The organism is Streptomyces sp. NPDC050448 (assembly GCF_040655295.1).
Classification (GTDB): domain Bacteria; phylum Actinomycetota; class Actinomycetes; order Streptomycetales; family Streptomycetaceae; genus Streptomyces.
Genome location: NZ_JBFAJR010000001.1, coordinates 494,961 through 516,873, shown reverse-complemented (window position 1 = coordinate 516,873; position 21,913 = coordinate 494,961). Strand labels below are relative to the sequence as shown.

Sequence of the window (21,913 nt, the reverse complement as noted above, 5' to 3'; positions counted from 1 at the left end):
CTTCGCCCCCCCCCCCGCTGCCCCCCCGGCCCACCGCCCCCGCCCGCCGGCCCCCGCGGCTCCGGGTGCTGCCGTCGTTCCTGTCGCGCGGGAGGTGCGGCGCGCCTCCGGCGAACCGTGGCCGCGGGCTGCGCGGGCTGCGCGGGCTGCGCGGGCTGCGCGGGCTGCGCGGGCTGCGCGGGCTGCGCGGGCTGCGCGGGCTGCGCGGGAGACCGGGGAACGGCGGAAAAGGGTCGGAAGCGGAACGCGTGGCGGCTTTACGGGAGTACTGCGGGCCATGGGGGACACTGGAGGGGCTCGACCCCGTTCCGTGTCGCCGAGGAGCTGTTCCCATGCCCCGCCTTGCCGTGTTCGCCATCGTCGTCTGCGTGCTGTCCACGGCCGCGGCCGTGGTCGCCTTCGTGGAGGGCAGCTTCCTGGGGATCATCTGGGTGCTGATGGCCGGACTCACGTCCAACATGGCCTGGTACTACCTGCGCAAGGCGAAGGCGGAGAAGGCCGCGCGCTCCGCCGGCTAGGCGGTTTTCACGACCGCGGGGCCGTGCAGAAGCCGTTCGTGTCCTGCCAGAAGCGGTAGAGGTCGCGGCCGCAGAAGGTCTCCAGGTCGGACACGCCGAGCGAGGACAGCAGGTTGCGCACCACGTCGAAGAAGTACCCGTTGACCTCCGGGATCCACAGCAGCGCGAAGACGGCGATCAGCCCGAACGGCGCCAGCGGCGCCACCTCGCGGCGGATCCGGTACGAGAGCCAGGGCTCGATGATCCCGTAGCCGTCCAGGCCCGGGACCGGCAGGAAGTTCAAGATCGCCGCCGAGACCTGGAGCAGCGCGAGGAAGGCGAGCGCGAAGCGGAACGGCAGCGGGACGCCGTCGAGGGCGTTCAGCCAGAACGGCGCCGTGCAGACGACTGCGAAAGCCACGTTGGTCAGCGGACCCGCCGCCGAGATGAGGCTGTGCTTCCAGCGGCCCTGGATCCGGTCGCGCTCGATGTACACGGCGCCGCCGGGCAGGCCCAGCCCGCCCATGATCACGAAGATCACCGGCAGGACGATGCTGAGCAGCGCGTGCGTGTACTTCAGCGGATTCAGCGTCAGGTAGCCCTTGGCCCCGACCGTGAGGTCGCCGCTGTGCAGGGCAGTGCGGGCGTGCGCGTACTCGTGCAGGCAGAGGGAGACGACCCAGGCCGAGGTCACGAAGAGGAACACGGCGAGGCCGGTGCTCGTCGAGTACCCCGTCCACACGGCCCACCCGGTGACCGCCATGACGGCGGCGATGCCGAGGAACACGGAACTGATCTGCCGCTCGCTGCGGCTGCCCTGATGACCCATGCGGCGAAACCTACCCCGGGCAGGGGGCCGAATGGAGTACGGGTCCGGGGGTGGAGCCGGGGACAATGGGCCGGTGCGCTACACGATTCTCGGTACGTCCCAGGCCATCCGCGACGACGGCACCCCCGTCGCCGTCGGCGGAGCGCGCCTGCGCGCGCTGCTGACCGCCCTCGCGCTGCGCCCCGGGCGGGCGGTGCCGCCGCAGCTGCTCGTGGCGGAGGTGTGGGACGGGGACCGGCCGGCGGACGCGCCGGCCGCGCTGCAGGCGCTGGTGGCCCGGCTGCGGAGGGCGCTGGGACACGGGGCGGTGCGCTCGGCGGAGGGCGGATACCTGCTGGTCGCCGCGCGCGAGGACGTCGACCTGTACCGCTTCGAGCGGCTCGCGCGGGCCGGGGCCGCGGCGCAGGACCCGGCCGAGGCGGCCGCCCTGTACGACGAGGCCCTCGCGCTGTGGCGCGGCCCGGCGCTGGCGGATCTGCCGGACCCGGCGGCCGAGTCCGCCCGGTGGGAGGCCGTACGTCTGGACGCGCGCCGGGGCCGGCTCGCGGCGGCCCTGGCGCTGGGCGACGCCGAGCGCGCCCTCCCGGAGCTGACCGCCCTGTGCGGGGAGCGCCCGCTGGACGAGCCGCTCCAGGTCCTGCGGATCCGGGCGCTGCGGGACGCGGGCAGGCCGGCGGAGGCGCTCGCCGCCTATGACGCCGTGCGGCGGGACCTGGCCGCCCGCCTGGGCACGGACCCGGGCCCCGCCCTCCAAGCCCTCCACGCAGCCCTCCTGGCCCCGCCCCCCGCCCCGCCCCCTGCCTGGGCTCCGCCCCCGCCCCCCGGCCCGACCGCCCACCCGGCGCAGCCGGGCTCGGCCGGACCGGCGGTTGTGGTCGTACCCCCCGGCCCGGGGAACCTGCGGGCGCGGCTGACCACCTTCGTCGGGCGGGAGGAGGACATCCGGGTCATCGGGCAGGATCTCGTGCGGGCCCGGCTCGTCACCTTGCTCGGACCCGGCGGGGCCGGGAAGACGCGGCTGTCCCAGGAAGCCGCCGAGCACGCGGCGGCGGCCTGGCCCGACGGCGTGTGGTTCGTGGAGCTGGCTCCCGTGGACGATCCCGAGGACGTCGCCGAGGCCGCGCTCACCGCGCTCGGCGCGCGGGAGACCAAGCTGCGCGGCGCCTCCGCCGAGGAGCTGCGGGCGCTGACCGACCGGGCCGGGGACCACCCGCTCGACCGGCTCGCCGAGCACTGCGCCCGCCGGCGGCTCCTGATCATCCTGGACAACTGCGAGCACGTCGTCGGCGCCGCCGCAGAGCTGGCCGGGGAACTCCTCGCGCGCTGCCCCGGCGTCCGGATCCTGGCCACCAGCCGCGAACCCCTCGGCGTCCCCGGCGAGTCGCTGCGTCCCGTGGAGCCGCTGCCCGACCCCGTCGCCCTGCGGCTGCTGGGCGACCGCGGGGCTGCGGCTCGCCCCGGGTTCACCGTCGGGCAGGACCCGGCCGCCGCCGCCGAGATCTGCCGCCGCCTCGACGGGCTGCCGCTCGCCATCGAGCTGGCCGCGGCCCGGCTGCGGCTGCTCACCCCGCGCCAGATCGCCGACCGCCTCGACGACCGCTTCCGCCTCCTGACCAGCGGCGCCCGTACCGTCCTGCCCCGCCAGCAGACCCTGCGCGCCGTCGTCGACTGGTCCTGGGACCTGCTGGACGAGCCCGAGCGCGCCGTGCTGCGCCGGCTCTCCGTCTTCGCCGGCGGCTGCGACGTGGCCGCCGCCGAAGCCGTCTGCGCCGACCCCGGCACCCTCGGCCTCCTCGGCTCCCTCGTCGACAAGTCCCTCGTCGTCGCCGCCCCCGGCCCCGACGGCGCAGGCATGCGCTACCGACTCCTCGAAACCGTCGCCGAGTACGCCGCCGAGCGGCTGGCCGAGGCCGACGGGGACCGTGCGGACACCGAGCGCCGCCACCTCACGTACTACCGGGAACTCGCCCGCACCACCGAGCCGTTGCTGCGCGGCCGCCGCCAGCGGGAGGCCGCGCAGCGGTTCGCCACCGAGTACGAGAACCTCCGTACCGCGCTGCGCCGCGCCGTCGCCGCCCGCGACACCGACGAGGTGCTCTGCCTGGTCCATTCCCTCACCTGGTACTGGCAGATGCACGAACTGCGCGCCGAGTCCCGGCACTGGTCCAACGCCGCCTGCGCGCTCGTCCCCGACCCCTTCGTCGCGCCCGTCGCCCCCGCCGAGCCGGTGCACGCGCGGCTCGTGGACACGCCCCCGCCGTACGGCGGGGAACTGCTCACCGAGGCCTGGCGCGGGATCCGGATGATCCAGCTCGCCTCCCGCGACCAGACCAACGAGAGCTGGAACGCGCCGGAGATACGGGCCCAGGTCGACGGGATCGTCGCCGCCTACCGGCCCGGTCTGCCGCAGACCTGCCGGACCCCCGGGGGCCTGTGGATCTACGCCGTCATGATCGCCGGGGACTCCGGCCTGCTCCGGCAGGTCCTCGACGCCACCGTCGGCGCCGCCCGGGAGCTGGACTACCGCTGGGAGCTGGCCGCCGCGCTCCAGGTACGGGCCAACGTGCTGGCCAATCGCGCCGACTGGTCCGGCGACGCGGCCCGTGACGCCGACGAGAGCCTGGCCATCTTCGATGCGCTGGGCGACGACTGGGGCTGTGCGGAGGCCCTGTCCGCCCGCGCGGAATCCCGCGAGAAGCGGGGCGAGTACGCACTGGCCGCCGCCGACTTCCGGTCCGCGATAGAGCACGCCGAGCGGCTCGGCGCCCAGTCCCAGGTCACGGTCCTGCGCGTGCGGATGGCCGGCGTCCTCATCGAGAGCGGTGCGGCCGACCAGGCCGAGGCACTTCTCGGCGAGATCCTGAGCACCCCCCGCAGCTTCAGCAACGAGGCCATGCCCGCCGCCCGGATGTTCCTCGCGAGCGTCTACGGCCGCACCGGCCGGATCGCCGAGGCCCGTGCCCAGCTCCAGCTGCTGCGCGACGAGTTCGCCTTCGGCGCGTACGCCATCTTCGACGGGTTCCTGCTCGGCACGATGGCCTGGCTGGAGAACCAGGAGGGCAAGTACGCGCAGGCCCTGCCCCTGCTCCGGCAGGCGATGGAAACCGCGGGGGACCCGCTCGCCGTGATGGTCGCCCCGCACATGTCGGCCGTGTACCTGATGACGGCGGCCCTCGCCCACGTCAGCCTCGGCGGCCCGCAGGGGGCGTACGACGCCGCGCGGCTGCTCGGCGCGTACCGGGCCCTGCTGCCGCCCCAGCACTTCCCCATCAGCACCGAACGCGAGGACGCCGCCCGGGCCGAGGAGCTGACGCGCGCCGCGCTCGGCGACGCCGCGTACGCGTCGGCGTACGCCGAAGGCGGCGGCCTCACCCTGGAGGAGGCCGCCGCCCTCATCTGACCCGGCCCCCGTGCGGGGCCCGTCCGGGACGCGATCCGGAACGGACCGGTCGCCCCGGATCAGGTCTTCTGGCGGAACTTGCGGACCGCGAGCGGCATGGTGACCGCCGTGATGGCCACGGACCAGATCAGGGTCACCGTCACCGAGTGGGCGACCGGACCGCCGTTGATCAGGCCGCGGGCCGCGTCCGCGAGGTTGGACAGCGGGTTGTAGTCCGTGAAGGTCTGCAGCCAGCCGGGCATGGTCGACGGCGGGGCGAAGATCGAGCTGCCGAACTGCAGCGGCATCAGGACCAGCATCGCCATGCCCTGGACGGCCTGCGCGGTCTTCATGGTGAGGCCGAGCAGGATGAAGATCCACATCAGCGAGGCGCCGAAGACCGCCGACAGGCCGATGGACAGGAGCAGGTCGAACACCGAGGTCTTGATCGACAGGCCGAGGAAGAAGCCCACGGTGAGCAGGATCGCGATGGCGACCATCATCCGGCCGAGCTCGACGACGATCTTGGCGATCAGGACGGACGACCGGGCGATCGGCATGGACCGGAAGCGGTCCATCACGCCCTTCTTGAAGTCGTCGTTGACGCCGGTGCCGACGCCCATGGCGATGTTCATGCCCATCATGGCCATCAGGCCCGGGACGACGTAGTTGACGTACGCCTCCTGCTGGCCCTTGCCGGAGATCGCGCCACCGAAGACGAACACGAACAGCAGCGTGAAGATGATCGGCATGAGCAGGACGTCGAACATCGACTCGGGGTCCTGCTTGATCTGCAGGGCGTTGCGGCGCGCCAGGGCGCCGATGTGCCGCAGGTTGGCCCGCAGGCCGATCCGGCCCTCGCCGGCCGGGGCCGCGGATGCCTTCCGCGCGGCCGCGGTGGCCGCTGCGGTACGGGGCTTCGTCGTGGTTCCGGTGCTCATGCCGCGACCTCCTCGGTCTGGTCGGTGGAAAGCGAGTCCTCGTCCGAGGTGGGCTTGTGGCCGGTGATGGCCAGGAACACCTCGTCCAGGCTGGGCAGGTACGTGCCGAGGTCGGCGATCGCGTACCCGCGGGCGGCCAGCAGGCCGACCACGGCGGTCAGCTGCTCGTCGCTCAGGATCGGGACCAGCAGCACGCCCTCGTCCGGCACGGCCTGGGAGCCGGCCACGCCGTCGAGCCCGGCCTCCGCCAGCGCACGGGCCATGCCCGGCAGGTCGGAGGCGGCGACGGGGCGGATCTTCAGGGTCCGGCCGCCCACCCGGGCCTTCAGCTCGTCGACCTTGCCGTTGGCGATGACCTTGCCCTTGTCGATGACCGTCAGCTCGCTGGCGAGCTGCTCGGCCTCCTCCATGTACTGGGTGGTGAGCAGGACGGTGGCCCCCTCGGCGACCATCCGCTGCACCTCGTCCCACACCTCGTTGCGGGTGCGGGGGTCGAGGCCGGTGGTCGGCTCGTCCAGGTACAGCACGGCCGGCCGGCCGATCATCGAGGCGGCCAGGTCGAGCCGGCGGCGCATGCCGCCGGAGTAGTTCATCGCGGCCTTCTTGGCGGCGTCGGTGAGCGAGAACCGCTCCAGCAGCTCGTCGGCACGTGACCGGGCGTCCTTGCGGGACAGGTCGAGGAGGCGGCCGATCATGTAGAGGTTCTCCCAGCCGGAGAGCTTCTCGTCGACCGAGGCGTACTGGCCGGTCAGGCCTATGGTGCGGCGCAGCTGCCGCGGCTGGCGGACCACGTCGCAGCCCGCGACGGTCGCGGTCCCGGCGTCCGGGACGATCAGGGTGGAGAGGCAGCGCACGAGGGTGGTCTTGCCGGCGCCGTTGGGGCCGAGGACCCCGAGGACCGTGCCCTCGCGGACATCCAGGTCGACACCGTCGAGGGCCTTGGTCTCGCCGTAGTGCTTGACCAGTCCCCGCACCTCTACGGCGTTCGGGCCGTTCAGGGGATTCTTGTCGTTTCGCGTCATGTCCACCATGGGAGCATCGGCCGCCGACAGCGCACCGACAGGGCACCGACAGCAGGCCGACAGCGGACCGACGGGCAACCGACAGGAAGCCGGTGCGAAGCCGGTGCGAAACCGACGGCCCGCCGACGAGGCGTCGGCGGGCCGTCGGACCGGGTGCCTACCCGGTCAGTGGAAGCTGTGCTCGGCCTGCGGGAACGTTCCGCCGACGACGTCCTCGGCGAAGGCCTTCGCCGCGTCGCCCATGGTCGCGCGGAGGTTCGCGTACTGCTTGACGAACTTCGGCAGCTTCCCGCCGGTCAGGCCCATCATGTCGGTCCACACCAGCACCTGCGCGTCGCACTCCGCGCCGGCGCCGATGCCGACCGTCGGGATGTGCAGGGACCGGGTGACCTCGGCGGCCAGCTCGGCCGGAACCAGCTCCAGCACCACCGCGAAGGCGCCCGCGTCCTGCGCCGCCTTGGCATCGCGCAGCAGCTGGTGCGCGGCCTCGTCGCCGCGGCCCTGTACCCGGTAGCCCATGGCGTTCACGGACTGCGGGGTCAGGCCCAGGTGGGACATGACGGGGATGCCGGCCTGCACGATCATCTCGGTCTGGTGCAGCGAGCGCTCGCCGCCCTCCAGCTTCACGGCTCCGACGCCGGCTTCCTTCACGAGGCGGGTGGCACTGCGCAGCGCCTGCACGGCGCCTTCCTGGTACGAGCCGAACGGCAGGTCGCCGATGACCAGTGCCCTGCCGGTGCCCCGTACGACGGCCGCCGACAGCAGGGTCATCTCGTCCATCGTCACGGGGACGGTGTTCTCGTAGCCGAGGTGACAGTTGCCCATGGAGTCGCCGACGAGGATGACCGGGATGCCGGCCTCGTCGAAGACGGACGCGGTCATCGCGTCGTAGGCGGTGAGCATGGGCCACTTCTCGCCGCGCTCCTTGGCGAGGTTGAGGTCGCGGACGGTGACCCGCCGGGTGCCCGTGCCTCCGTACAGGGTGGGGGAGGAGGCTTCGCGGGCAGGCGAAACGGCATGCGTCATTGCAACTGCTCCTTGATGTCATCTCGAGGCGCCCTTACGGCGTCCCCGGACTCACCCACCATGGTGGCACCTGCCCGGGCCGTGGCGAAAGTGGGGCGACGGCCGGTGCGTCACACTCCTGGCTCACACCAGCACCACTCCTGGCCCCCTCATGGTCCCCTCCCGGGCCGTTCGACGCGCGCGAGAGCGAATGTGCGCGTTTCGTGACAAGCGGAACCTCGGTCACACGGCCGTTCGTCCTCCCGGACGTACGGCCGGAACAACGGCACGGAAGGCTTCGTCGATCGCCTAGGGTCATGGTGCGGAGACGCAGCGCAAGCACGGCAGCGAGGGCAGTGGCATGGCACAGGCGTACATGACGGAGACGGGGAACGGCGGCTCGGAGCCCGAGCCCTCCGGATCCCGCCTCCGGCGCCGACTGGCCGAGCTGTGCCGCGACCGGGGGATCTGGCGGCGCGGGATCGTCACCGCGGCCCTGGCGGCCCTGGTCGCGCTGGTCATGATCTTCCATGCCGAGCTGCCGAACGACGTGGGCAACCTCGGCAGTCTCACCGAGACCTTCCTGCCCTGGCTGGGCCTGGCCGTCCCGCTCCTGCTCGTCGCCGCCGTCGTCCGCAGGTCGGCCACCGCACTGATCGCGATACTGCTGACGGCCGTCGTCTGGGTGAACCTGTTCGGCGGCCTGGTCCTCGACAAGTCCGGATCCGGCGGCAACCTGATGGTCGCCGCCCACAACGTCGACGCCGACAACCCCGACCCGCGCGGCACCGCCGGCCGCGTCGCGAAGTCCGGGGCCGACGTCCTGGCCCTGACCGAGCTCAAGGGCAGCGTCGTCCCCGTCTACGAGCAGGCCCTGGCGGGCACGTACAAGTACCACGCCGTCGAAGGCACGGTCGGCGTGTGGAGCAAGTACCCGCTGAGCGCCAGCTCGCCCGTCGACATCAAGATGGGCTGGACCCGCGCCATGCGCGCCACCGTGGACAGCCCGTACGGCCGGATCGCCGTCTTCGCCGCCCACCTGCCCTCCGTCCGGGTCAAGCTCAACGCCGGCTTCACCGCGAACCAGCGCGACAACAGCGCCGGGGCCCTCGGCGCCGCGCTCGCCGCCGAACCGCTGCAGAAGGTCATCCTGCTCGGGGACCTCAACGGCACCATGAACGACCGGTCCCTGTCCGAGGTCACCTCGCAGATGCGCTCCACCCAGGGCGCCGCGGGCGACGGCTTCGGTTTCACTTGGCCGGCCCAGTTCCCGATGGCCCGGATCGACCAGATCATGGTCCGCGGGATCAAGCCGGAGGCCTCCTGGACCCTCCCGCGCACCGGCAGCGACCACCTGCCGGTCGCCGCGCGGCTGACGGTGCGCAACTAGGGGGTGTCCGGGGCCGCAGCCGGCCCCGGGGCCCGTCCGACGGCCCGGGGCCCGTCCGACGGCCCGGAGCCCGTCCGACGGCCCGGAGCCCGGTCCGTCGGGCCGCACGGGTCCGTCGGCGCCGAGCCGCCGGCTCAGGCCCGCCGGCTCCTGCGCCGCCGGACGCGGCCGGCTCCTTTCGGAGCCGGGCCGTGCGCAGCGGCTACGCGTGTTCGCGCCAGCCGTTCGTGATGGGCAGCCGGCGGTCCTTGCCGAAGCCCTTCGCGGAGATCTTCGTGCCCGGCGGGTACTGCCGGCGCTTGTACTCCGCCGTGTCCACCATCCGCAGCGTCCTGGCGACCAGCTCGCGGTCGAAGCCGGCCCCCACGATCGCCTCCAGGCCCTGGTCGCGGTCCACGTACAGCTCCAGGATCGCGTCCAGTACCGGGTAGTCCGGCAGTGAGTCCGTGTCCACCTGGCCCGGGCGCAGTTCGGCGCTCGGCGGCTTCACGATGGAGTTTTCCGGGATCGGCGGGGCCTCGCCGCGCTCGGCCGCGGCCCGGTTGCGGTACTGCGCGAGCCGGAAGACGTCCGACTTGTAGACGTCCTTGATCGGGCCGTACGCGCCCACCGAGTCGCCGTACAGGGTCGAGTAGCCGACGGCCAGCTCCGACTTGTTGCCCGGGGCCAGCACGATGTGGCCCTCCTGGTTGGACACCGCCATCAGCATGGTGCCGCGCAGCCGGGACTGCAGGTTCTCCTCGGCCAGGCCGGTCAGGCCCAGGGAGCCCATGTACGCGTCGAACATCGGCTCGATCGGTACGGTCCGGAAGTTCAGGCCGGTCCGCTCGGCCAGGTCTGCCGCATCGCCCTTGGAGTGGTCCGAGGAGTACTTCGAGGGCATCGAGATGCCGTACACGTTCTGCGCGCCGATCGCGTCGCAGGCGACGGCGGCGACGAGCGCGGAGTCGATGCCGCCGGAGAGCCCGATCAGGACGGAGCGGAATCCGTTCTTCTTCACGTACGCGCGCAGGCCCACGACCAGCGCGTCGTAGATCTCCTCGTCGTCGTCGAGGCGGTCGGCGTAGCCTCCGGTGACCACCGGCTCGTACGGCTCCACGGGCTGCTCGGAGAGGACCACGCGGTCGATCCGCAGGCCGTCGTCGACCACGCCCTCGGGGGCGTCGGCCCGCGCCGCGGGCAGGTCGAGGTCGACGAGGACGCAGCCCTCGGAGAACTGCGGGGCGCGGGCGATGACCTCGCCGCTGCCGTCGACGACGATCGAGTCGCCGTCGAAGACGAGCTCGTCCTGGCCGCCGATCATCGCCAGGTAGGCGAGGGTGCAGCCGGCCTCCTTGGCCCGCTTCTGGACCAGTTCCAGGCGCAGGTCGTCCTTGTTGCGCTCGTACGGGGAGGCGTTGACGGAGATCAGCAGGCCGGCCCCGGCGGAGCGGGTGGCCGGGACGCGGCCGCCCTCCTGCCAGAGGTCCTCGCAGATCGCCAGGGCCACGTCGACGCCGCGCACCCGGATCACCGGCTGGGTGTCACCCGGGACGAAGTACCGGAACTCGTCGAACACGCCGTAGTTGGGGAGGTGGTGCTTGGCGAAGCGGAGGACGACCTTCCCGCCGTACAGCACGGCGGCCGCGTTCTCCGGGGAACCGGCGGGGCGGCCGAGCCGCGGGGCGGCCTTCTCGGAGCGGTCGAGGTACCCGACGACGACTGGCAGCTCGCCGAAGCCCTCGGCCGCCAGTCGCTCCGCGAGTTCGAGCAGCGCCGTGCGGGAGGCGTCGACGAAGGAGCCGCGCAGGGCGAGGTCCTCGACGGGGTACCCGGTCAGCATCATCTCCGGGAACGCCACCAAGTGGGCGCCCTGCTCGGCGGAGTGCCGGGTCCAGTGGACGACCGAGTCGGCGTTGGCGGCGATGTTGCCGACCTGCGAGTCGATCTGATTCAGAGCGAGGCGAAGTTGAGGCACGGGGCCCAGTCTAATCGTCTTTCTGACGCGATGTCCTGGGCCCCGGGCATCCGATGTGCTCCGGTCAGCCGATCGGGCCGCTGAACTTCGCGTTGGGCATCAGGACTCCGGGCGAGATGTCGGCGCTGATGCGCTCGGTGCCCTCGGGGACCTCGAAGGCCATGACCCCGCTGGCGGACTCGCCCGGCAGGATGTCGCCCTTGATCATCTTCGGGACGTCGCCGTCGAAGACGAGCTTGGCGGTCATCCCCTTCTCGTCGCGGACGTTGGGCATCGCGTAGATGACGTTGTGCGGGGCGGACGAGCCGTTGGTGATGGTGAGCGTCATCTCCACCGCGTTGCCCACCTGGGAGTACTTGTTCTTCGTGACGTACTTCGTCGGCGTCGAGAGGGTCACCTTGATGCCGTTCGGGTACGTGTACGTCTCGCCGAACGGCAGCGGACTCGTCATGCCGGGGACCTGGGAGGGCGAAGGCATGGGCGAGGGCGAGGCCTTCGGGAACGGCGGCATGCTGCGGCGGGGGCCGGCCGGGGGGTTCCAGTCGTCGTCGAGCCGGTGGTCGACGGCCTTGTCGAGGATGAGGCCGGTGAGGAGGAAGCCGCCGGCCGAGGCGCCGAAGCCGAGCACGGCGAGCACGGTGCCCACGACGGCCATCCCCTTGCGGCCGGCGCCGTCCGAGGCGCGGACGAGGGCGCCGATGCCGATGCCGATGCCTACCACGGCGAGGAGGCAGCCCGCCCAGAAGACGAACGGGATGAGCCCGATGACCACGGCGCCGATGCCGATGACGAGGGCGGCGACGGCCAGGCCGTTGGTGGGCCGGGCGGGCGTGCCCCACGGGTTGCCGGGGGTGGCGCCGGGGCCCGCGTGGGCACCCCAGGGACTGACGGGCGGCACGGGCGCGCCGGGACCGCCGAACCCGCCGGGCGCCATGGGCGCGCCGTACGGAGGGGCTGCGGGCATGGGCGCGGTCGGCGGCGCGAAGGCGTCGGGCGCGGACGCCGGCGCGGGCTGCGGTGCCGGGGCAGGGGCCTGCTCCGGGGCCGCGGCGGGCTGCGGTTCGGGCGCCGGCGCGGCTGCGGGCGCGGGTGCCGGCTCGGGCTGCGCTTCGGGCAGCGGCGGGGGCTCCGGCACCGGCACGGGGGCGGGCGCGGGCTCCGGGGTCGGCTCCGGCTCCGGCGCGGGCGCGGGCTCCGGGGTCGGTTCCGGCTCCGGGGTCTTCCGCAGCGACAGCGGCTGCGCCGGCTCGGGCGCGGAGGGCGCGGAGGCCGGCTCCGGTATGGGCGTGCCCGCAGGCTCCGTCGGCGGACCGGACGGGCTGCTGGGCGGGTTCGGGGGCGTGCTCATACCTGGTGGGAGTCCTCACGGGGATGGTGTGCGCGGTGATCACCAAGCCTGCCATGCGCCCCGGACCGCTCCAAGGGGGTTTGGCCCCCGGCCCGCAGGCCGGGGGCCGAACCCCTGCCGCTCGGCTACCGCTGGTAGCCGAGCACCGTCATCATCCCGGCCTCCGCGTGGTACACGTTGTGGCAATGCGCCATCCACAGACCGGGGTTGTCGGCGTCGAAGTCCACCGTCAGCGTCCCTCCCCCGGACTTCGTCCGGGAGGCACCCCCGGGCAGGATCAGCGCGGTGTCCTTGCGGGCGCCGCCCCGGCCGCCGCCGTTGAGGGCGAAGGTGTGCCCGTGCAGGTGCAGCGGGTGCCACATCGTCGTCGAGTTGGTGAACTCCAGCCGGACCCGCTCGCCCGCCTTCACCGGGTGCCGCTGGTCCGCCGTGTACGGCTTGCCGTCGAAGGCCCAGTCGTACTTCTCCATCCCTCCGGTCAGCTTGATCCCGATCGTGCGGTCCGGCTCGCGAGCCGCCAGTACGACGGGCTCCGCGGCGCGCAGCCCGTCCGCCGTCAGCGGCCTCCCGGCCAGCTCGGCGGGCCGGGTCGCGGCGGTGGGCGCCGCCCCCGGCCCGGTGCGCAGCAGGGCGAGCGCCGATGCCGACCCGCCCTTGCCCTCGGCGAGCGCGGTGAGCGGGAACACCCCGTCCTGCGCGGTGACCAGTACGTCGTACCGCTCGCCCATGCCGAGCAGCAGGGAGCCGGTCTTCGCGTGCTCCACCGGGTAGCCGTCGGTGTGGGTGACCGTCAGTTCGTGGCCGCCGAGGGCGATCCGGAAGGCGGTGTCACCGCCCGCGTTGACGATCCGCAGCCGGATCCGGTCCCCGGGCTTGGCGGTGAAGACCGACGGGTCCTGCGCCGTCCTGCCGTTGACCAGGTAGTACGGGTACGCGACGTCGCCCGGGTCCTTGCCGAGGACGTCACTGTCCCCGCCCATGAGCAGGCGCGAGGGCCCGCCCCCGGCCGGAGTCTGCGGGCCGGCGGCGCCACCGTGGCCCGCGTGCCCGCCCGAGCCGGATGCCGAGCCCGAGCCCATGTCCATGCCCTTGCGGAGTTCGGCGAGGACCGCGTCCGGGGTGGAGCCGTCCACTCCGTCGATCCAGTCGTCCAGGACCACCACCCACTCCTTGTCGTAGGAGAGGGGCTCCTTCGGGTCCTCCACGATGAGCGGGGCGTAGAGGCCGCGGTCCTGCTGGGCACCGGAGTGCGGGTGGAACCAGTACGTCCCGGGGTGCGGGACGGCGAACTCGTACGTGAACGACGCGCCCGGCGCGATGTCCCGCTGGGTCAGGCCCGGGACCCCGTCCATGTCGTTGCGCAGGGCGAGGCCGTGCCAGTGCAGGGAGGTGGCCTGCGGGAGGTTGTTGGCCAGGGTCAGGGCGAGGGTGCCGCCCGCGGTGACCCGGACCTCCTGGCCGGGCAGCCTGTCGCCGTACGCCCAGGAGCGGACGGTGAGCCCGCCGCCCAGGTCGAGCGGGGTGGCGGTGGCGGTCAGTTTGACCTCGGAGACCGGTCCGGTGGCCTTGCGGGCGGCTTCGGCAGCCTGCACCTCCGGCCCGGCGGGGTCGACGTAGCCGCCCGGCGAGGCGGCGGGGGACGAGCCGCCGTGCTTCATGGAGCCGTGGTCCATGCCGGCCATGCCGGAGCCGTCGGAGCAGGCGGCGAGCAGCCCCGAACCGGCGAGGGCCGCGGAGGCGCCGAGAACGGCGCGACGGGTGGGAAGAGAGCGCATGGGAGCACCTCGTGGTGTCGAATACGAGCGGATGGGCGCCGTCTGCTGCCGCCGCTCGGGCCCTGAGCGCGGAGGCGCGCGGGCATGCGGGGGCGGCAGCGGGCCCGCCGCTATACGCGCAGGACCGCCAGCCGGGTGAGGCGCTCGCGGGGTGAGGGCGGGTCCGGTCCGCCGGACCGGCCCAGCGCACGGGCCGCGCCCCCGAGCGGAGCGGCGTCGCGGAGGCCGGCCGGTCCGGCGCCCAGGATCAGCAGGGTGAATCCGCCGAGCACGGCCAGGCACACCGACATGGGATCCATCCCGGTGCCGGGCAGCGGGGACCCGGCGGCCGGCCCCGGGGCGTCGGACGCCCGTGCCGTGCCCGTCGGCGGGGCGGCCTCGCGGCGGTCCGCGGACCCGGCGCCGCGGTCCGTGGTGCGGCCCGGGGCGCGGCCGGTGGTGTGGCCCGGGGTGCGGCCGGTGGTGTGGCCCGGGGTGCGGCCGGTGGTGTGGCCCGGGGCGCGGCCCGTCGGGTCGGCCCCCGCACGGCCCGGCATACCGCCCGACGCGTGGCCGGCGGCGCGCCCGGCCGAGGCAACGGCGGCGACCGGAGCCGCGTCCTCCATGGTGTGGGACCGACTCGGATGGCCCAGGGTGTGCATGGTGACGATGCCCAGGAGCAGCACAGCGAGCAGCAGCAGCCGGGGCCACCGGGCGGCTCGCCGGGCAGTGCGCAGGGCAGGGCGCGTCATGAGCGGAACCCTACCCCGGGTGGGTATCTGATCGTAGGACCGGGTCCGCCGTGTCGAGGGTGATGCGCGGTATGTCCACACCGCCCGAAAAGGGGATGTTCGCGAAAAGTGCGTGGCCGGTCGCCCTCCTCATCGGCCTGGGCGCCGCCGCGTACACCGCGTGGGTGCTCGAAGTCGTCCTCTAGACCGGCCTGAACCCCGTCGAGACGTACGTCAGCGGCGCCCTGCTGGAGGACTCCCGCTACCCCGACACCGCCGCCGAGGTCCTCGCGCTGCGGACCGGGCGCCCGTCGGCCCTGCCCGCCACCGTCATCACGGGGTACGACGGCTCGTCCGGGCGGGCGGCCCTGCGCTGGCCCGAACGCCAGGCGGAACTGGCCGACCGGCTCGGCGCCCGCTTCGAGATCGCCGAACCGGCGGGGCACCTGGTCATGCTGGACCGCCCGGGCCTGGTGGCCCGGGCGGTCCTGGACGCTGCGGTGCGGGGGGCGGGGCGGCCGGATCGGCCGGATCGGCCGAGTGGACCGGGTCAGCGCCTCGCGTAGACCTTCTCGACGAAGCCCGCCAGCTGATGTTCGTCGAGGTGCTGGGCCAGGTCCGCCTCGCTGATGATGCCGACCAGCTTCTTGTTCTTGATGACCGGGAGCCGCTTGATCCGGTGGCTCTCCATCTCGTCCAGCACGTCGGAGACGTCCGCGCCCGCGTCGATCCAGCGCGGGGTGCCCTGGGCCATGTCACCACAGGTCATCTCCGACGGGTTCAGACCCTGGGCCACACAGTTCACGACGATGTCGCGGTCGGTGATGATGCCGCAGAGCCGCTCGGCGGCATCGCTGATGGGCAGGGCGCCCACATTGAGCCGGCTCATGAGCTGAGCGGCCTTGTCCAGAGTCGCGGTGGCCGGGATCCACTGGGCCCCGGGGTGCATGATGTCTGCCGCGGTGGTCATTGCTTACCTCCTGAGCACGCCGGTGCGGCCGGGCGCGGATGCGCCCGCCTCGGCACCCTCGGGAGGCCGGTGGGGGGAGGGCCTGATGAGGGCGCCCTCCCACCACCGTACGGGCGTGGCCCGTCACCCGCGCGGCGCAGCTCCGCGCTGTTTCAGCATGTCCGCCATGAGGGCGAGCTCCGACTGCTGCGCCGCGACCATGCCCCGGGCCAGCGCCCGCTCGGCGGGGGTCTCGCACTGCGCCGCGCAGCCCTGGGCCATCGCGACACCGCCCTTGTGGTGGTCGGTCATCAGCTGGAGGTAGAGCACCTCCGCGTCCCGGCCCTCGGCGGCGCCGAGCTGCGCGAGCTCCTCTTTGGTGGCCATGCCGGGCATCAGCGCACCGGGCTTGGTGGTGGCGCCGCTCATGTCGTGCCCGCTCATGTCGTGCCCGCTCATGTCGTGCCCGCTCATGCCGGGCCCGCCCATGCCGGGCCCGCCCATGTCGTGCCCTGCATGCTCCGCCGACCCCATCCAGGACATCGGCGGCTCGTCGGCCACCACCTTCGGCAGCCCCCACAGGTCCAGCCAGCCCAGCAGCATGCCCCGCTGGTTGGCCTGGGTGTTCGCGATGTCGTACGCGAGCCCGCGCACCGGCTCGTCCTTGGTGCGGTCCCGCACGATGAAGGACATCTCCACCGCCTGCTGGTGGTGCACGGCCATGTCCCGCGCGAAGCCCGCGTCCGGCGAGTAGAGGCCCGGCGCACCGGAGCCGCCGCTGTCGCTGCCGCTCGCGGCGGTGACCGTGGCCGCAGCCGCGAACAGCAGTGCGAGGAGGACGGCCGTCCCGGCCGCCCAGTACGTACGGGTCGTACGGGTCACTTCTCGGCCAGCCCGTTGGTGCAGGCCGCGCCCGGCTCCGGGGTCTGCTGGCCCTGCACGTACTTGGTGAGGAACTGCGCGACCCGGGGGTCGTCCGCCTTGTCCACCGTCAGCTGCTTGCCCCAGGCGCTCAGCATGATCGTGCCGGCCTGTTCCTTGACCGGGCTCATCAGCGTGTACGGGGTCTTGGACACCTTCGCGGCGAGCGTGTCGAGGTCGGGCTTGGCCGCCTTCTCGTTGTACGTCACCCAGACCGCGCCGTGCTCCATCGAGTGGACGGCGTTCACGTCGGGGACGGGGTTCTTGTAGACGTCGCCGTTGCAGTTCATCCAGCGGGGGCTGTGGTCGCCGCCGACCGGCGGGTTCATCGGGTACTTCACCGGGGTCTCGACGTGGTTGCGGCCCAGCGTCTTCGCGTCCCAGGTCTGCTCGCCGTCCACCGGGGCCTTGCGGGCCTCCGCCGCGGCGGCCTCGGCCTTGCGGACCGCCGCGGCCGCGGCGTCCTTCTTCTCCTGCTTGTCGATCATCACCCACGCGCCGAAACCGATGAGCCCGGCGGCGACGGCCACCGAGACCGTGATCGCGATGGCCGCGTTGCGCCGGTCGCGGGCCCGCTCGGCGCGGCGCATCTCGGCTATACGGGCCTGGGGGGAGTTGCTGTCGTACGGGGTCCTGCTGGCCATGTGCCCTGAATCCTTCTGCTGAGGGGGGTGGAGGGATGCATCCGGTGGAGCGCGGTACGGCGCCCGGACCGGTCAGGTCCGCAGCACTTGGAGGGCATGGAGGTCGGGGGCCCGGGCGAGCGTCCCGTGCGGCCGGGCCGGCCCCCTGCCGGCGCAGCGCCCGGCGGGATCCGGGGCGGAACCCGCCACGGTCACGGCGGGCGGCGGAGCGGGCAGCACGCCGGGGGCGACGTGCGAGAAGGGGGAGCAGCCGGGCAGCTCGTCGGGGGACGCGCAGACGGCGTGCGTCCCGTGCCCGTGGACGGGACCGCGTACGGCGCTCACGGTGTGCGCCTCACCCGGCCTAACGCACAGGAACAGCGCTCCGAGCAGCACGGGGAGGGCGACCGCGATGACGGCATGCCGAGGCAGGCGACGCCCGATGCGCCCGTGCCCCGTGTCCTCCCGGCCCCCCATGGGCGCAGATGGTAATGCTCATGACGGGCCCGAGGTCAGTGCGGGGGTGCCACGACCATTCAGGGGTGCGTAATGTGGCGGAAACCGCGGCTGGCGATACTGGGCCCGCCCGACTGTGCCCCCGCCCACGGGGGAGGTGGTGCACAGGCCGTCTGAACTGCGAGGATGAAGGCATGGACAAGCAGCAGGAATTCGTCCTCCGGACGCTCGAGGAGCGCGACATCCGGTTCGTGCGCCTGTGGTTCACCGACGTACTGGGCTTCCTGAAGTCCGTCGCGGTCGCCCCCGCCGAGCTGGAGCAGGCCTTCGACGAGGGCATCGGCTTCGACGGATCGGCCATCGAGGGCTTCGCACGGGTCTACGAGTCCGACATGATCGCCAAGCCGGACCCCAGCACGTTCCAGATACTGCCGTGGCGCGCCGAGGCCCCCGGGACCGCCCGGATGTTCTGCGACATCCTGATGCCGGACGGGTCGCCGTCGTTCGCGGACCCGCGATACGTCCTCAAGCGCATCCTGAACAAGACCTCCGACCTGGGCTTCACCTTCTACACCCACCCCGAGATCGAGTTCTTCCTGCTGAAGGACAAGCCGCTGGACGGGACCCGCCCGGTACCGGCCGACAACTCCGGGTATTTCGACCACACTCCGCAGAACGTCGGCATGGACTTCCGCCGCCAGGCGATCACCATGCTCGAATCCATGGGCATCTCGGTCGAGTTCAGCCACCACGAGGGCGCCCCGGGCCAGCAGGAGATCGACCTCCGCTACGCGGACGCGCTCTCCACGGCGGACAACATCATGACGTTCCGCCTCGTCATGAAGCAGGTCGCGCTCGAACAGGGCGTCCAGGCCACCTTCATGCCGAAGCCGTTCTCGGAGTACCCCGGCTCGGGCATGCACACCCACCTCTCCCTCTTCGAGGGGGACCGCAACGCCTTCTACGAGTCGGGCGCCGAGTACCAGCTGTCCAAGGTGGGCCGCTCCTTCATCGCGGGCCTGCTGCGCCATGCGGCGGAAACGGCAGCGGTCACCAACCAGTGGGTCAACTCGTACAAGCGCATCTGGGGCGGCTCCTCCCGCACGGCCGGCTCAGGCGGCGAGGCCCCCTCGTACATCTGCTGGGGCCACAACAACCGCTCGGCCCTGATCCGCGTCCCGATGTACAAGCCGGGCAAGACGGGCTCCTCCCGCGTGGAGGTCCGCTCGATCGACTCCGGCGCCAACCCGTACCTCACCTACGCCGTCCTGCTGGCGGCCGGCCTCAAGGGCATCGAGGAGGGCTACGAGCTCCCGGCGGGCGCCGACGACGACGTCTGGGCCCTCTCCGACGCGGAACGCCGCGCGATGGGCATCGAACCCCTCCCCCAGAACCTCGGCGAGGCCATCGCCCTGATGGAACGCAGCGAACTGGTCGCTGAAACCCTCGGCGAGCACGTCTTCGACTTCTTCCTGCGCAACAAGAAGCAGGAGTGGGAGGAGTACCGCTCGGAGGTCACCGCCTTCGAACTCCGCAAGAACCTCCCGGTCCTGTAACAGCAGGTCAGCGCCGCTGTCGGAATTTTCTGACACTCCGGGCCGACGGTCACCGACCGCCGGCCCGGAGTCGTCCCGTCCCCTGCGCAGGAGACCGCGAGCATGACCCTGCACACGGCCGTACCCCTCGCCGGGACTGCCGGCGCCCGACCGGGTCCGGCACGCGTCGTACGAGGACATCGCCGCCTGTCTCGCCTCCTGCCCGGGAGCATCGGGCACCTGGACGACCGACCGCATCCTGCACCTCCTGACCCCGGGCTTGTGAGGCCGGGAGCGGGTCACGCCGGGCGGACGGCTCGGTGCCAGGTGGTGCGGGAGGGCTGGGCGGGGTCCGGGGTGGCGGGTGGCGTGGTGGTGATGTGGAGTTCGGCGTCCAGACCCAGGACCGCCGTCGTCGTCGCGCCCGCCGGCTCGAGGATGCCGGCCGGGGCGCCCGCGTAGAGCATCTTCGATTCCGTCCACGCCGGCGGGCCGCCGAGGCCCGTCGTGCTGATCGTGCCCGTGTCCGCGCGGCCCGACAGGAGGCGGCCCGCGACGCCGACCGCGCCGTAGCCCGCCCGGCCGCCGGCCTCCGAGACGCTCGAGACCTGCGGCTTGCCGGAGCCCGCCGTGACCAGGGCCGTACGGACGACCCCCGAGTCGGGGCGGCGGAAGTAGAGCCGGATCCCCGCGCCCTCCGGAGCCGCCGAGAGCGGGACCGTGGTGGCCGGCAGGCCCGTCGGGAACGGTCCCTCGAGCGGGGCACCCGGGGCGGGCTGAGTCCAGGCCAGGACCGTCTTGCCGGTGGTGGCGTACACCTGGCGGCGCCCGGCGGCGTCGACCGCCGTCACCGGGTCGCTCTGCAGGTCCTCGCCGCCCAGCTGCTGCCAGGGGCCGAAGGCGCCGGCCGGCTGCTGTTCGCGGGCGCGCAGCGTGCGGCGGGAGTCGCGGACGTAGACGGTGAGCCGGCCGTCCGGCGCCACGGCCGCCGAGGGCGCGCTGATCGAGGAGGTGCCGTCCTCGTCGGCCCCCTCGGGGGTGCCGAGCGACTGCCACGGCCCGAACGGGCCGTCCGGCGCGGACTGGACGGCGTACACGATCTCGCGCCGGTAGTCCGAGGGCGCCGGGCCGAGGCTCGTACGGGTGGCGAGGACCGCTATGCGGCCGTCGGGGAGGCGGGCGGTGCTCGCGCCCGGGTCGATGCCGGTGCCGGGGAGCAGGGCCGGGCCCGTCCAGCCGCCCGGGCCGCTCTGCCGGGTCCAGACGGCCATCTGGCCGTCGAGCGCCGCGAAGGCGTAGAGGCGGCCGGGGGTGCCCGCCACCAGCCAGGAGGTGTTGTCGGCGCGGGCGTAGCGCAGCGACTGGGCCCAGTTGCGCCCGGTGGGGCTGCCGGCCACCTTGCGGTCGCCGCAGCCCGAGGGACTGCCGCAGTAGTTCTCGTGGTCGAGCCAGGCGTACGTCTTGAGGTAGCCGATCTTCGTCTCGGCCGTCTGCGGGTCCAGGGCGTGGGGGAGGGTGCCGTTGTGGTAGCCGAGGTAGTTCTGCACCGAGAACCGCGGGCGGTCGCCGACCTGGGCGGCGTACGCGGCGGTGGCGGCCTGCACGAAGCGGGCGCCGTACATGTGGTCCTGGTGGTCGGTGTACTTGCCGGTGTCGTGGTACCGGCCCGGCGTCGGGTCCTGCATGCGTATCGTCGTCGGCTTGTACAGCGCGAGCAGCCCGGCCAGCGCCTGTACGACCTGGTCCTTGGTGTACGCGTACGGCTGCTTGACCGGGGTTCCGGAGGTCAGCTGGGCGCCGAGCGCGGGTATCTTGCCGTTCCACAGGCCGCGCAGGCTGTCCGGGTTCTCCGCGGTGGGGTTGCGGGCCTCGCGCAACTGCAGCCAGACCAGGTTGACCTGGGGCCGGGCGATCAGGACGTCGAGCTCGGCCTGGCCGCCGCCCGCGGTGGGTATGACCGAGCGCTTCCACGCACTGGTGCGGTCCCCGGTGACCATCTGGGCGTAGGCGGAACGGATGCCGTTCTGCCGGGCCTCTGAGTAGTGGGCGCGGTCGGCGGGCTGCTCGGGGTCCTTGGCGTCGGCTCCCTGGGCCTCGTTGCGGCCGTCGGCCTCGCCGGAGGTCAGGTAGACGGTGGTGAGCTGGAGTCCGGCCGTCAGCGACCGGCTGAGGTCCGGGTTCATGAAGAACAGGTCGTCGTCGGGATGGGCGACGATCTGGACCACCGATCCGGCCGTGGTGCTCGCCGGGAGCGCGACGGCCGGGCCCTGTTCCTGGGTGGCCTCTGCCGCCGTCTGCTGGCCGGTGGCGACGGCGAGCACGCCGGTGGCACCGACGGTGAGTACGGGAACGAGGGCCGCGAGGAGGAAGCGGCGACGGGCAATCGGCATCGGTCACGCCTTGGGGTCGTTCCGGGCGGGAAGAACCGCGGAGCAGTCGGAGCAGTCGGAGCAGTCGGAGCAGTCGGAGCAGTCAGGCAGTCAGGCAGTCAGAGCAGGAGGAAGCGGTCAGAGCGGTCGGTGCACTCAGTGAGAGGCCAAATCGGGGGACTTGGTTCACCGATGTGCTCGACGACT

The 21,913-nt window shown here is 73.1% G+C and carries 17 protein-coding genes; 4 read left to right on the top strand and 13 right to left on the bottom strand.

Annotated elements, in window-relative coordinates; translation table 11 throughout:
- The first annotated feature begins 332 nt into the window (after positions 1-332).
- Entirely contained in the window at positions 333-518 is a 186-nt protein-coding gene (locus tag AB0I68_RS02360; RefSeq protein ID WP_363175277.1) for a hypothetical protein, read from the top strand.
- A 7-nt stretch (positions 519-525) separates the two neighbouring features.
- Here AB0I68_RS02360 and AB0I68_RS02355 read toward each other — a convergent pair whose 3' ends face one another.
- Positions 526-1,326, bottom strand: coding sequence for a site-2 protease family protein (locus tag AB0I68_RS02355; protein WP_363175276.1), 801 nt, complete (start codon positions 1,324-1,326; stop codon positions 526-528).
- A 31-nt stretch (positions 1,327-1,357) separates the two neighbouring features.
- Between AB0I68_RS02355 and AB0I68_RS02350 the strand changes: the two genes are divergently transcribed.
- Positions 1,358-4,726 carry a BTAD domain-containing putative transcriptional regulator gene (locus AB0I68_RS02350; RefSeq protein WP_363175275.1) on the top strand — a complete coding sequence of 1,123 codons (3,369 nt, stop codon included), beginning with the start codon at positions 1,358-1,360 and terminating at the stop codon, positions 4,724-4,726.
- 59 nt (positions 4,727-4,785) lie between these two features.
- Here the strand turns inward: AB0I68_RS02350 and AB0I68_RS02345 are convergent, their stop codons facing one another.
- The 3 genes from AB0I68_RS02345 to panB form a co-directional block, all read right to left on the bottom strand.
- Positions 4,786-5,646: an ABC transporter permease gene (locus AB0I68_RS02345; protein WP_363175274.1), complete on the bottom strand. Its 861-nt coding sequence runs from the start codon at positions 5,644-5,646 to the stop codon at positions 4,786-4,788.
- Positions 5,643-6,677, bottom strand: coding sequence for an ATP-binding cassette domain-containing protein (locus AB0I68_RS02340; RefSeq protein WP_363175273.1), 1,035 nt, complete (start codon positions 6,675-6,677; stop codon positions 5,643-5,645). Before AB0I68_RS02340 ends, AB0I68_RS02345 begins: the two co-directional genes overlap by 4 nt.
- Positions 6,678-6,833: 156 nt before the next feature.
- Positions 6,834-7,694, bottom strand: coding sequence for a 3-methyl-2-oxobutanoate hydroxymethyltransferase (panB, locus tag AB0I68_RS02335; protein ID WP_363175272.1), 861 nt, complete (start codon positions 7,692-7,694; stop codon positions 6,834-6,836).
- A gap of 340 nt (positions 7,695-8,034) precedes the next feature.
- Here panB and AB0I68_RS02330 point away from each other — a divergent pair, with 340 nt between their 5' ends.
- A complete protein-coding gene (locus AB0I68_RS02330) occupies positions 8,035-9,063 on the top strand; it encodes an endonuclease/exonuclease/phosphatase family protein (protein ID WP_363175271.1) in 1,029 nt (342 codons plus the stop codon).
- 202 nt (positions 9,064-9,265) lie between these two features.
- Here the strand turns inward: AB0I68_RS02330 and AB0I68_RS02325 are convergent, their stop codons facing one another.
- From AB0I68_RS02325 to AB0I68_RS02290, 8 genes are all read right to left on the bottom strand, one after another.
- Complete coding sequence (locus AB0I68_RS02325) at positions 9,266-11,020, bottom strand: NAD+ synthase (protein ID WP_363175270.1); 1,755 nt, start codon at positions 11,018-11,020, stop codon at positions 9,266-9,268.
- A gap of 64 nt (positions 11,021-11,084) precedes the next feature.
- Positions 11,085-12,368 carry a DUF4190 domain-containing protein gene (locus AB0I68_RS02320; protein WP_363175269.1) on the bottom strand — a complete coding sequence of 428 codons (1,284 nt, stop codon included), beginning with the start codon at positions 12,366-12,368 and terminating at the stop codon, positions 11,085-11,087.
- Between the two features lie 125 nt (positions 12,369-12,493).
- A complete protein-coding gene (locus AB0I68_RS02315; protein WP_363175268.1) occupies positions 12,494-14,143 on the bottom strand; it encodes a multicopper oxidase family protein in 1,650 nt (549 codons plus the stop codon).
- Between the two features lie 110 nt (positions 14,144-14,253).
- Positions 14,254-14,874: a hypothetical protein gene (locus AB0I68_RS02310; RefSeq protein ID WP_363175267.1), complete on the bottom strand. Its 621-nt coding sequence runs from the start codon at positions 14,872-14,874 to the stop codon at positions 14,254-14,256.
- Positions 14,875-15,403: 529 nt separating this feature from the next.
- Complete coding sequence (locus tag AB0I68_RS02305) at positions 15,404-15,823, bottom strand: CBS domain-containing protein (protein WP_363175266.1); 420 nt, start codon at positions 15,821-15,823, stop codon at positions 15,404-15,406.
- 123 nt (positions 15,824-15,946) lie between these two features.
- Positions 15,947-16,684, bottom strand: coding sequence for a DUF305 domain-containing protein (locus AB0I68_RS02300; protein WP_363175265.1), 738 nt, complete (start codon positions 16,682-16,684; stop codon positions 15,947-15,949).
- A complete protein-coding gene (locus tag AB0I68_RS02295; RefSeq protein ID WP_363175264.1) occupies positions 16,681-17,367 on the bottom strand; it encodes a DUF3105 domain-containing protein in 687 nt (228 codons plus the stop codon). Before AB0I68_RS02295 ends, AB0I68_RS02300 begins: the two co-directional genes overlap by 4 nt.
- Positions 17,368-17,439: 72 nt before the next feature.
- On the bottom strand, positions 17,440-17,823 hold the full coding sequence (locus AB0I68_RS02290) for a hypothetical protein (protein ID WP_363175263.1): 384 nt from the start codon (positions 17,821-17,823) through the stop codon (positions 17,440-17,442).
- Between the two features lie 173 nt (positions 17,824-17,996).
- Here AB0I68_RS02290 and AB0I68_RS02285 point away from each other — a divergent pair, with 173 nt between their 5' ends.
- A complete protein-coding gene (locus AB0I68_RS02285; RefSeq protein ID WP_363175262.1) occupies positions 17,997-19,358 on the top strand; it encodes a glutamine synthetase family protein in 1,362 nt (453 codons plus the stop codon).
- 278 nt (positions 19,359-19,636) lie between these two features.
- Here the strand turns inward: AB0I68_RS02285 and AB0I68_RS02280 are convergent, their stop codons facing one another.
- The gene (locus AB0I68_RS02280; RefSeq protein WP_363175261.1) at positions 19,637-21,727 is read right to left on the bottom strand and encodes a PIG-L family deacetylase; all 2,091 of its coding nucleotides are present in this window, start codon (positions 21,725-21,727) and stop codon (positions 19,637-19,639) included.
- Positions 21,728-21,913 lie beyond the last annotated feature (186 nt).

What these genes read in the sequence shown, in the direction of transcription:
- AB0I68_RS02350 (WP_363175275.1), top strand. Translation starts at nt 1,358, where the DNA reads ATGGAGTACGGGTCCGGGGGTGGAGCCGGGGACAATGGGCCGGTGCGC.
- panB (WP_363175272.1), bottom strand. Translation starts at nt 7,694, where the DNA reads ATGACGCATGCCGTTTCGCCTGCCCGCGAAGCCTCCTCCCCCACCCTG.
- AB0I68_RS02330 (WP_363175271.1), top strand. Translation starts at nt 8,035, where the DNA reads ATGGCACAGGCGTACATGACGGAGACGGGGAACGGCGGCTCGGAGCCC.
- AB0I68_RS02290 (WP_363175263.1), bottom strand. Translation starts at nt 17,823, where the DNA reads ATGGGGGGCCGGGAGGACACGGGGCACGGGCGCATCGGGCGTCGCCTG.
- AB0I68_RS02320 (WP_363175269.1), bottom strand. Translation starts at nt 12,368, where the DNA reads ATGAGCACGCCCCCGAACCCGCCCAGCAGCCCGTCCGGTCCGCCGACG.
- AB0I68_RS02285 (WP_363175262.1), top strand. Translation starts at nt 17,997, where the DNA reads ATGGACAAGCAGCAGGAATTCGTCCTCCGGACGCTCGAGGAGCGCGAC.
- AB0I68_RS02360 (WP_363175277.1), top strand. Translation starts at nt 333, where the DNA reads ATGCCCCGCCTTGCCGTGTTCGCCATCGTCGTCTGCGTGCTGTCCACG.
- AB0I68_RS02345 (WP_363175274.1), bottom strand. Translation starts at nt 5,646, where the DNA reads ATGAGCACCGGAACCACGACGAAGCCCCGTACCGCAGCGGCCACCGCG.
- AB0I68_RS02280 (WP_363175261.1), bottom strand. Translation starts at nt 21,727, where the DNA reads ATGCCGATTGCCCGTCGCCGCTTCCTCCTCGCGGCCCTCGTTCCCGTA.
- AB0I68_RS02315 (WP_363175268.1), bottom strand. Translation starts at nt 14,143, where the DNA reads ATGCGCTCTCTTCCCACCCGTCGCGCCGTTCTCGGCGCCTCCGCGGCC.
- AB0I68_RS02340 (WP_363175273.1), bottom strand. Translation starts at nt 6,677, where the DNA reads ATGGTGGACATGACGCGAAACGACAAGAATCCCCTGAACGGCCCGAAC.
- AB0I68_RS02310 (WP_363175267.1), bottom strand. Translation starts at nt 14,874, where the DNA reads ATGACGCGCCCTGCCCTGCGCACTGCCCGGCGAGCCGCCCGGTGGCCC.
- AB0I68_RS02295 (WP_363175264.1), bottom strand. Translation starts at nt 17,367, where the DNA reads ATGGCCAGCAGGACCCCGTACGACAGCAACTCCCCCCAGGCCCGTATA.
- AB0I68_RS02305 (WP_363175266.1), bottom strand. Translation starts at nt 15,823, where the DNA reads ATGACCACCGCGGCAGACATCATGCACCCCGGGGCCCAGTGGATCCCG.
- AB0I68_RS02355 (WP_363175276.1), bottom strand. Translation starts at nt 1,326, where the DNA reads ATGGGTCATCAGGGCAGCCGCAGCGAGCGGCAGATCAGTTCCGTGTTC.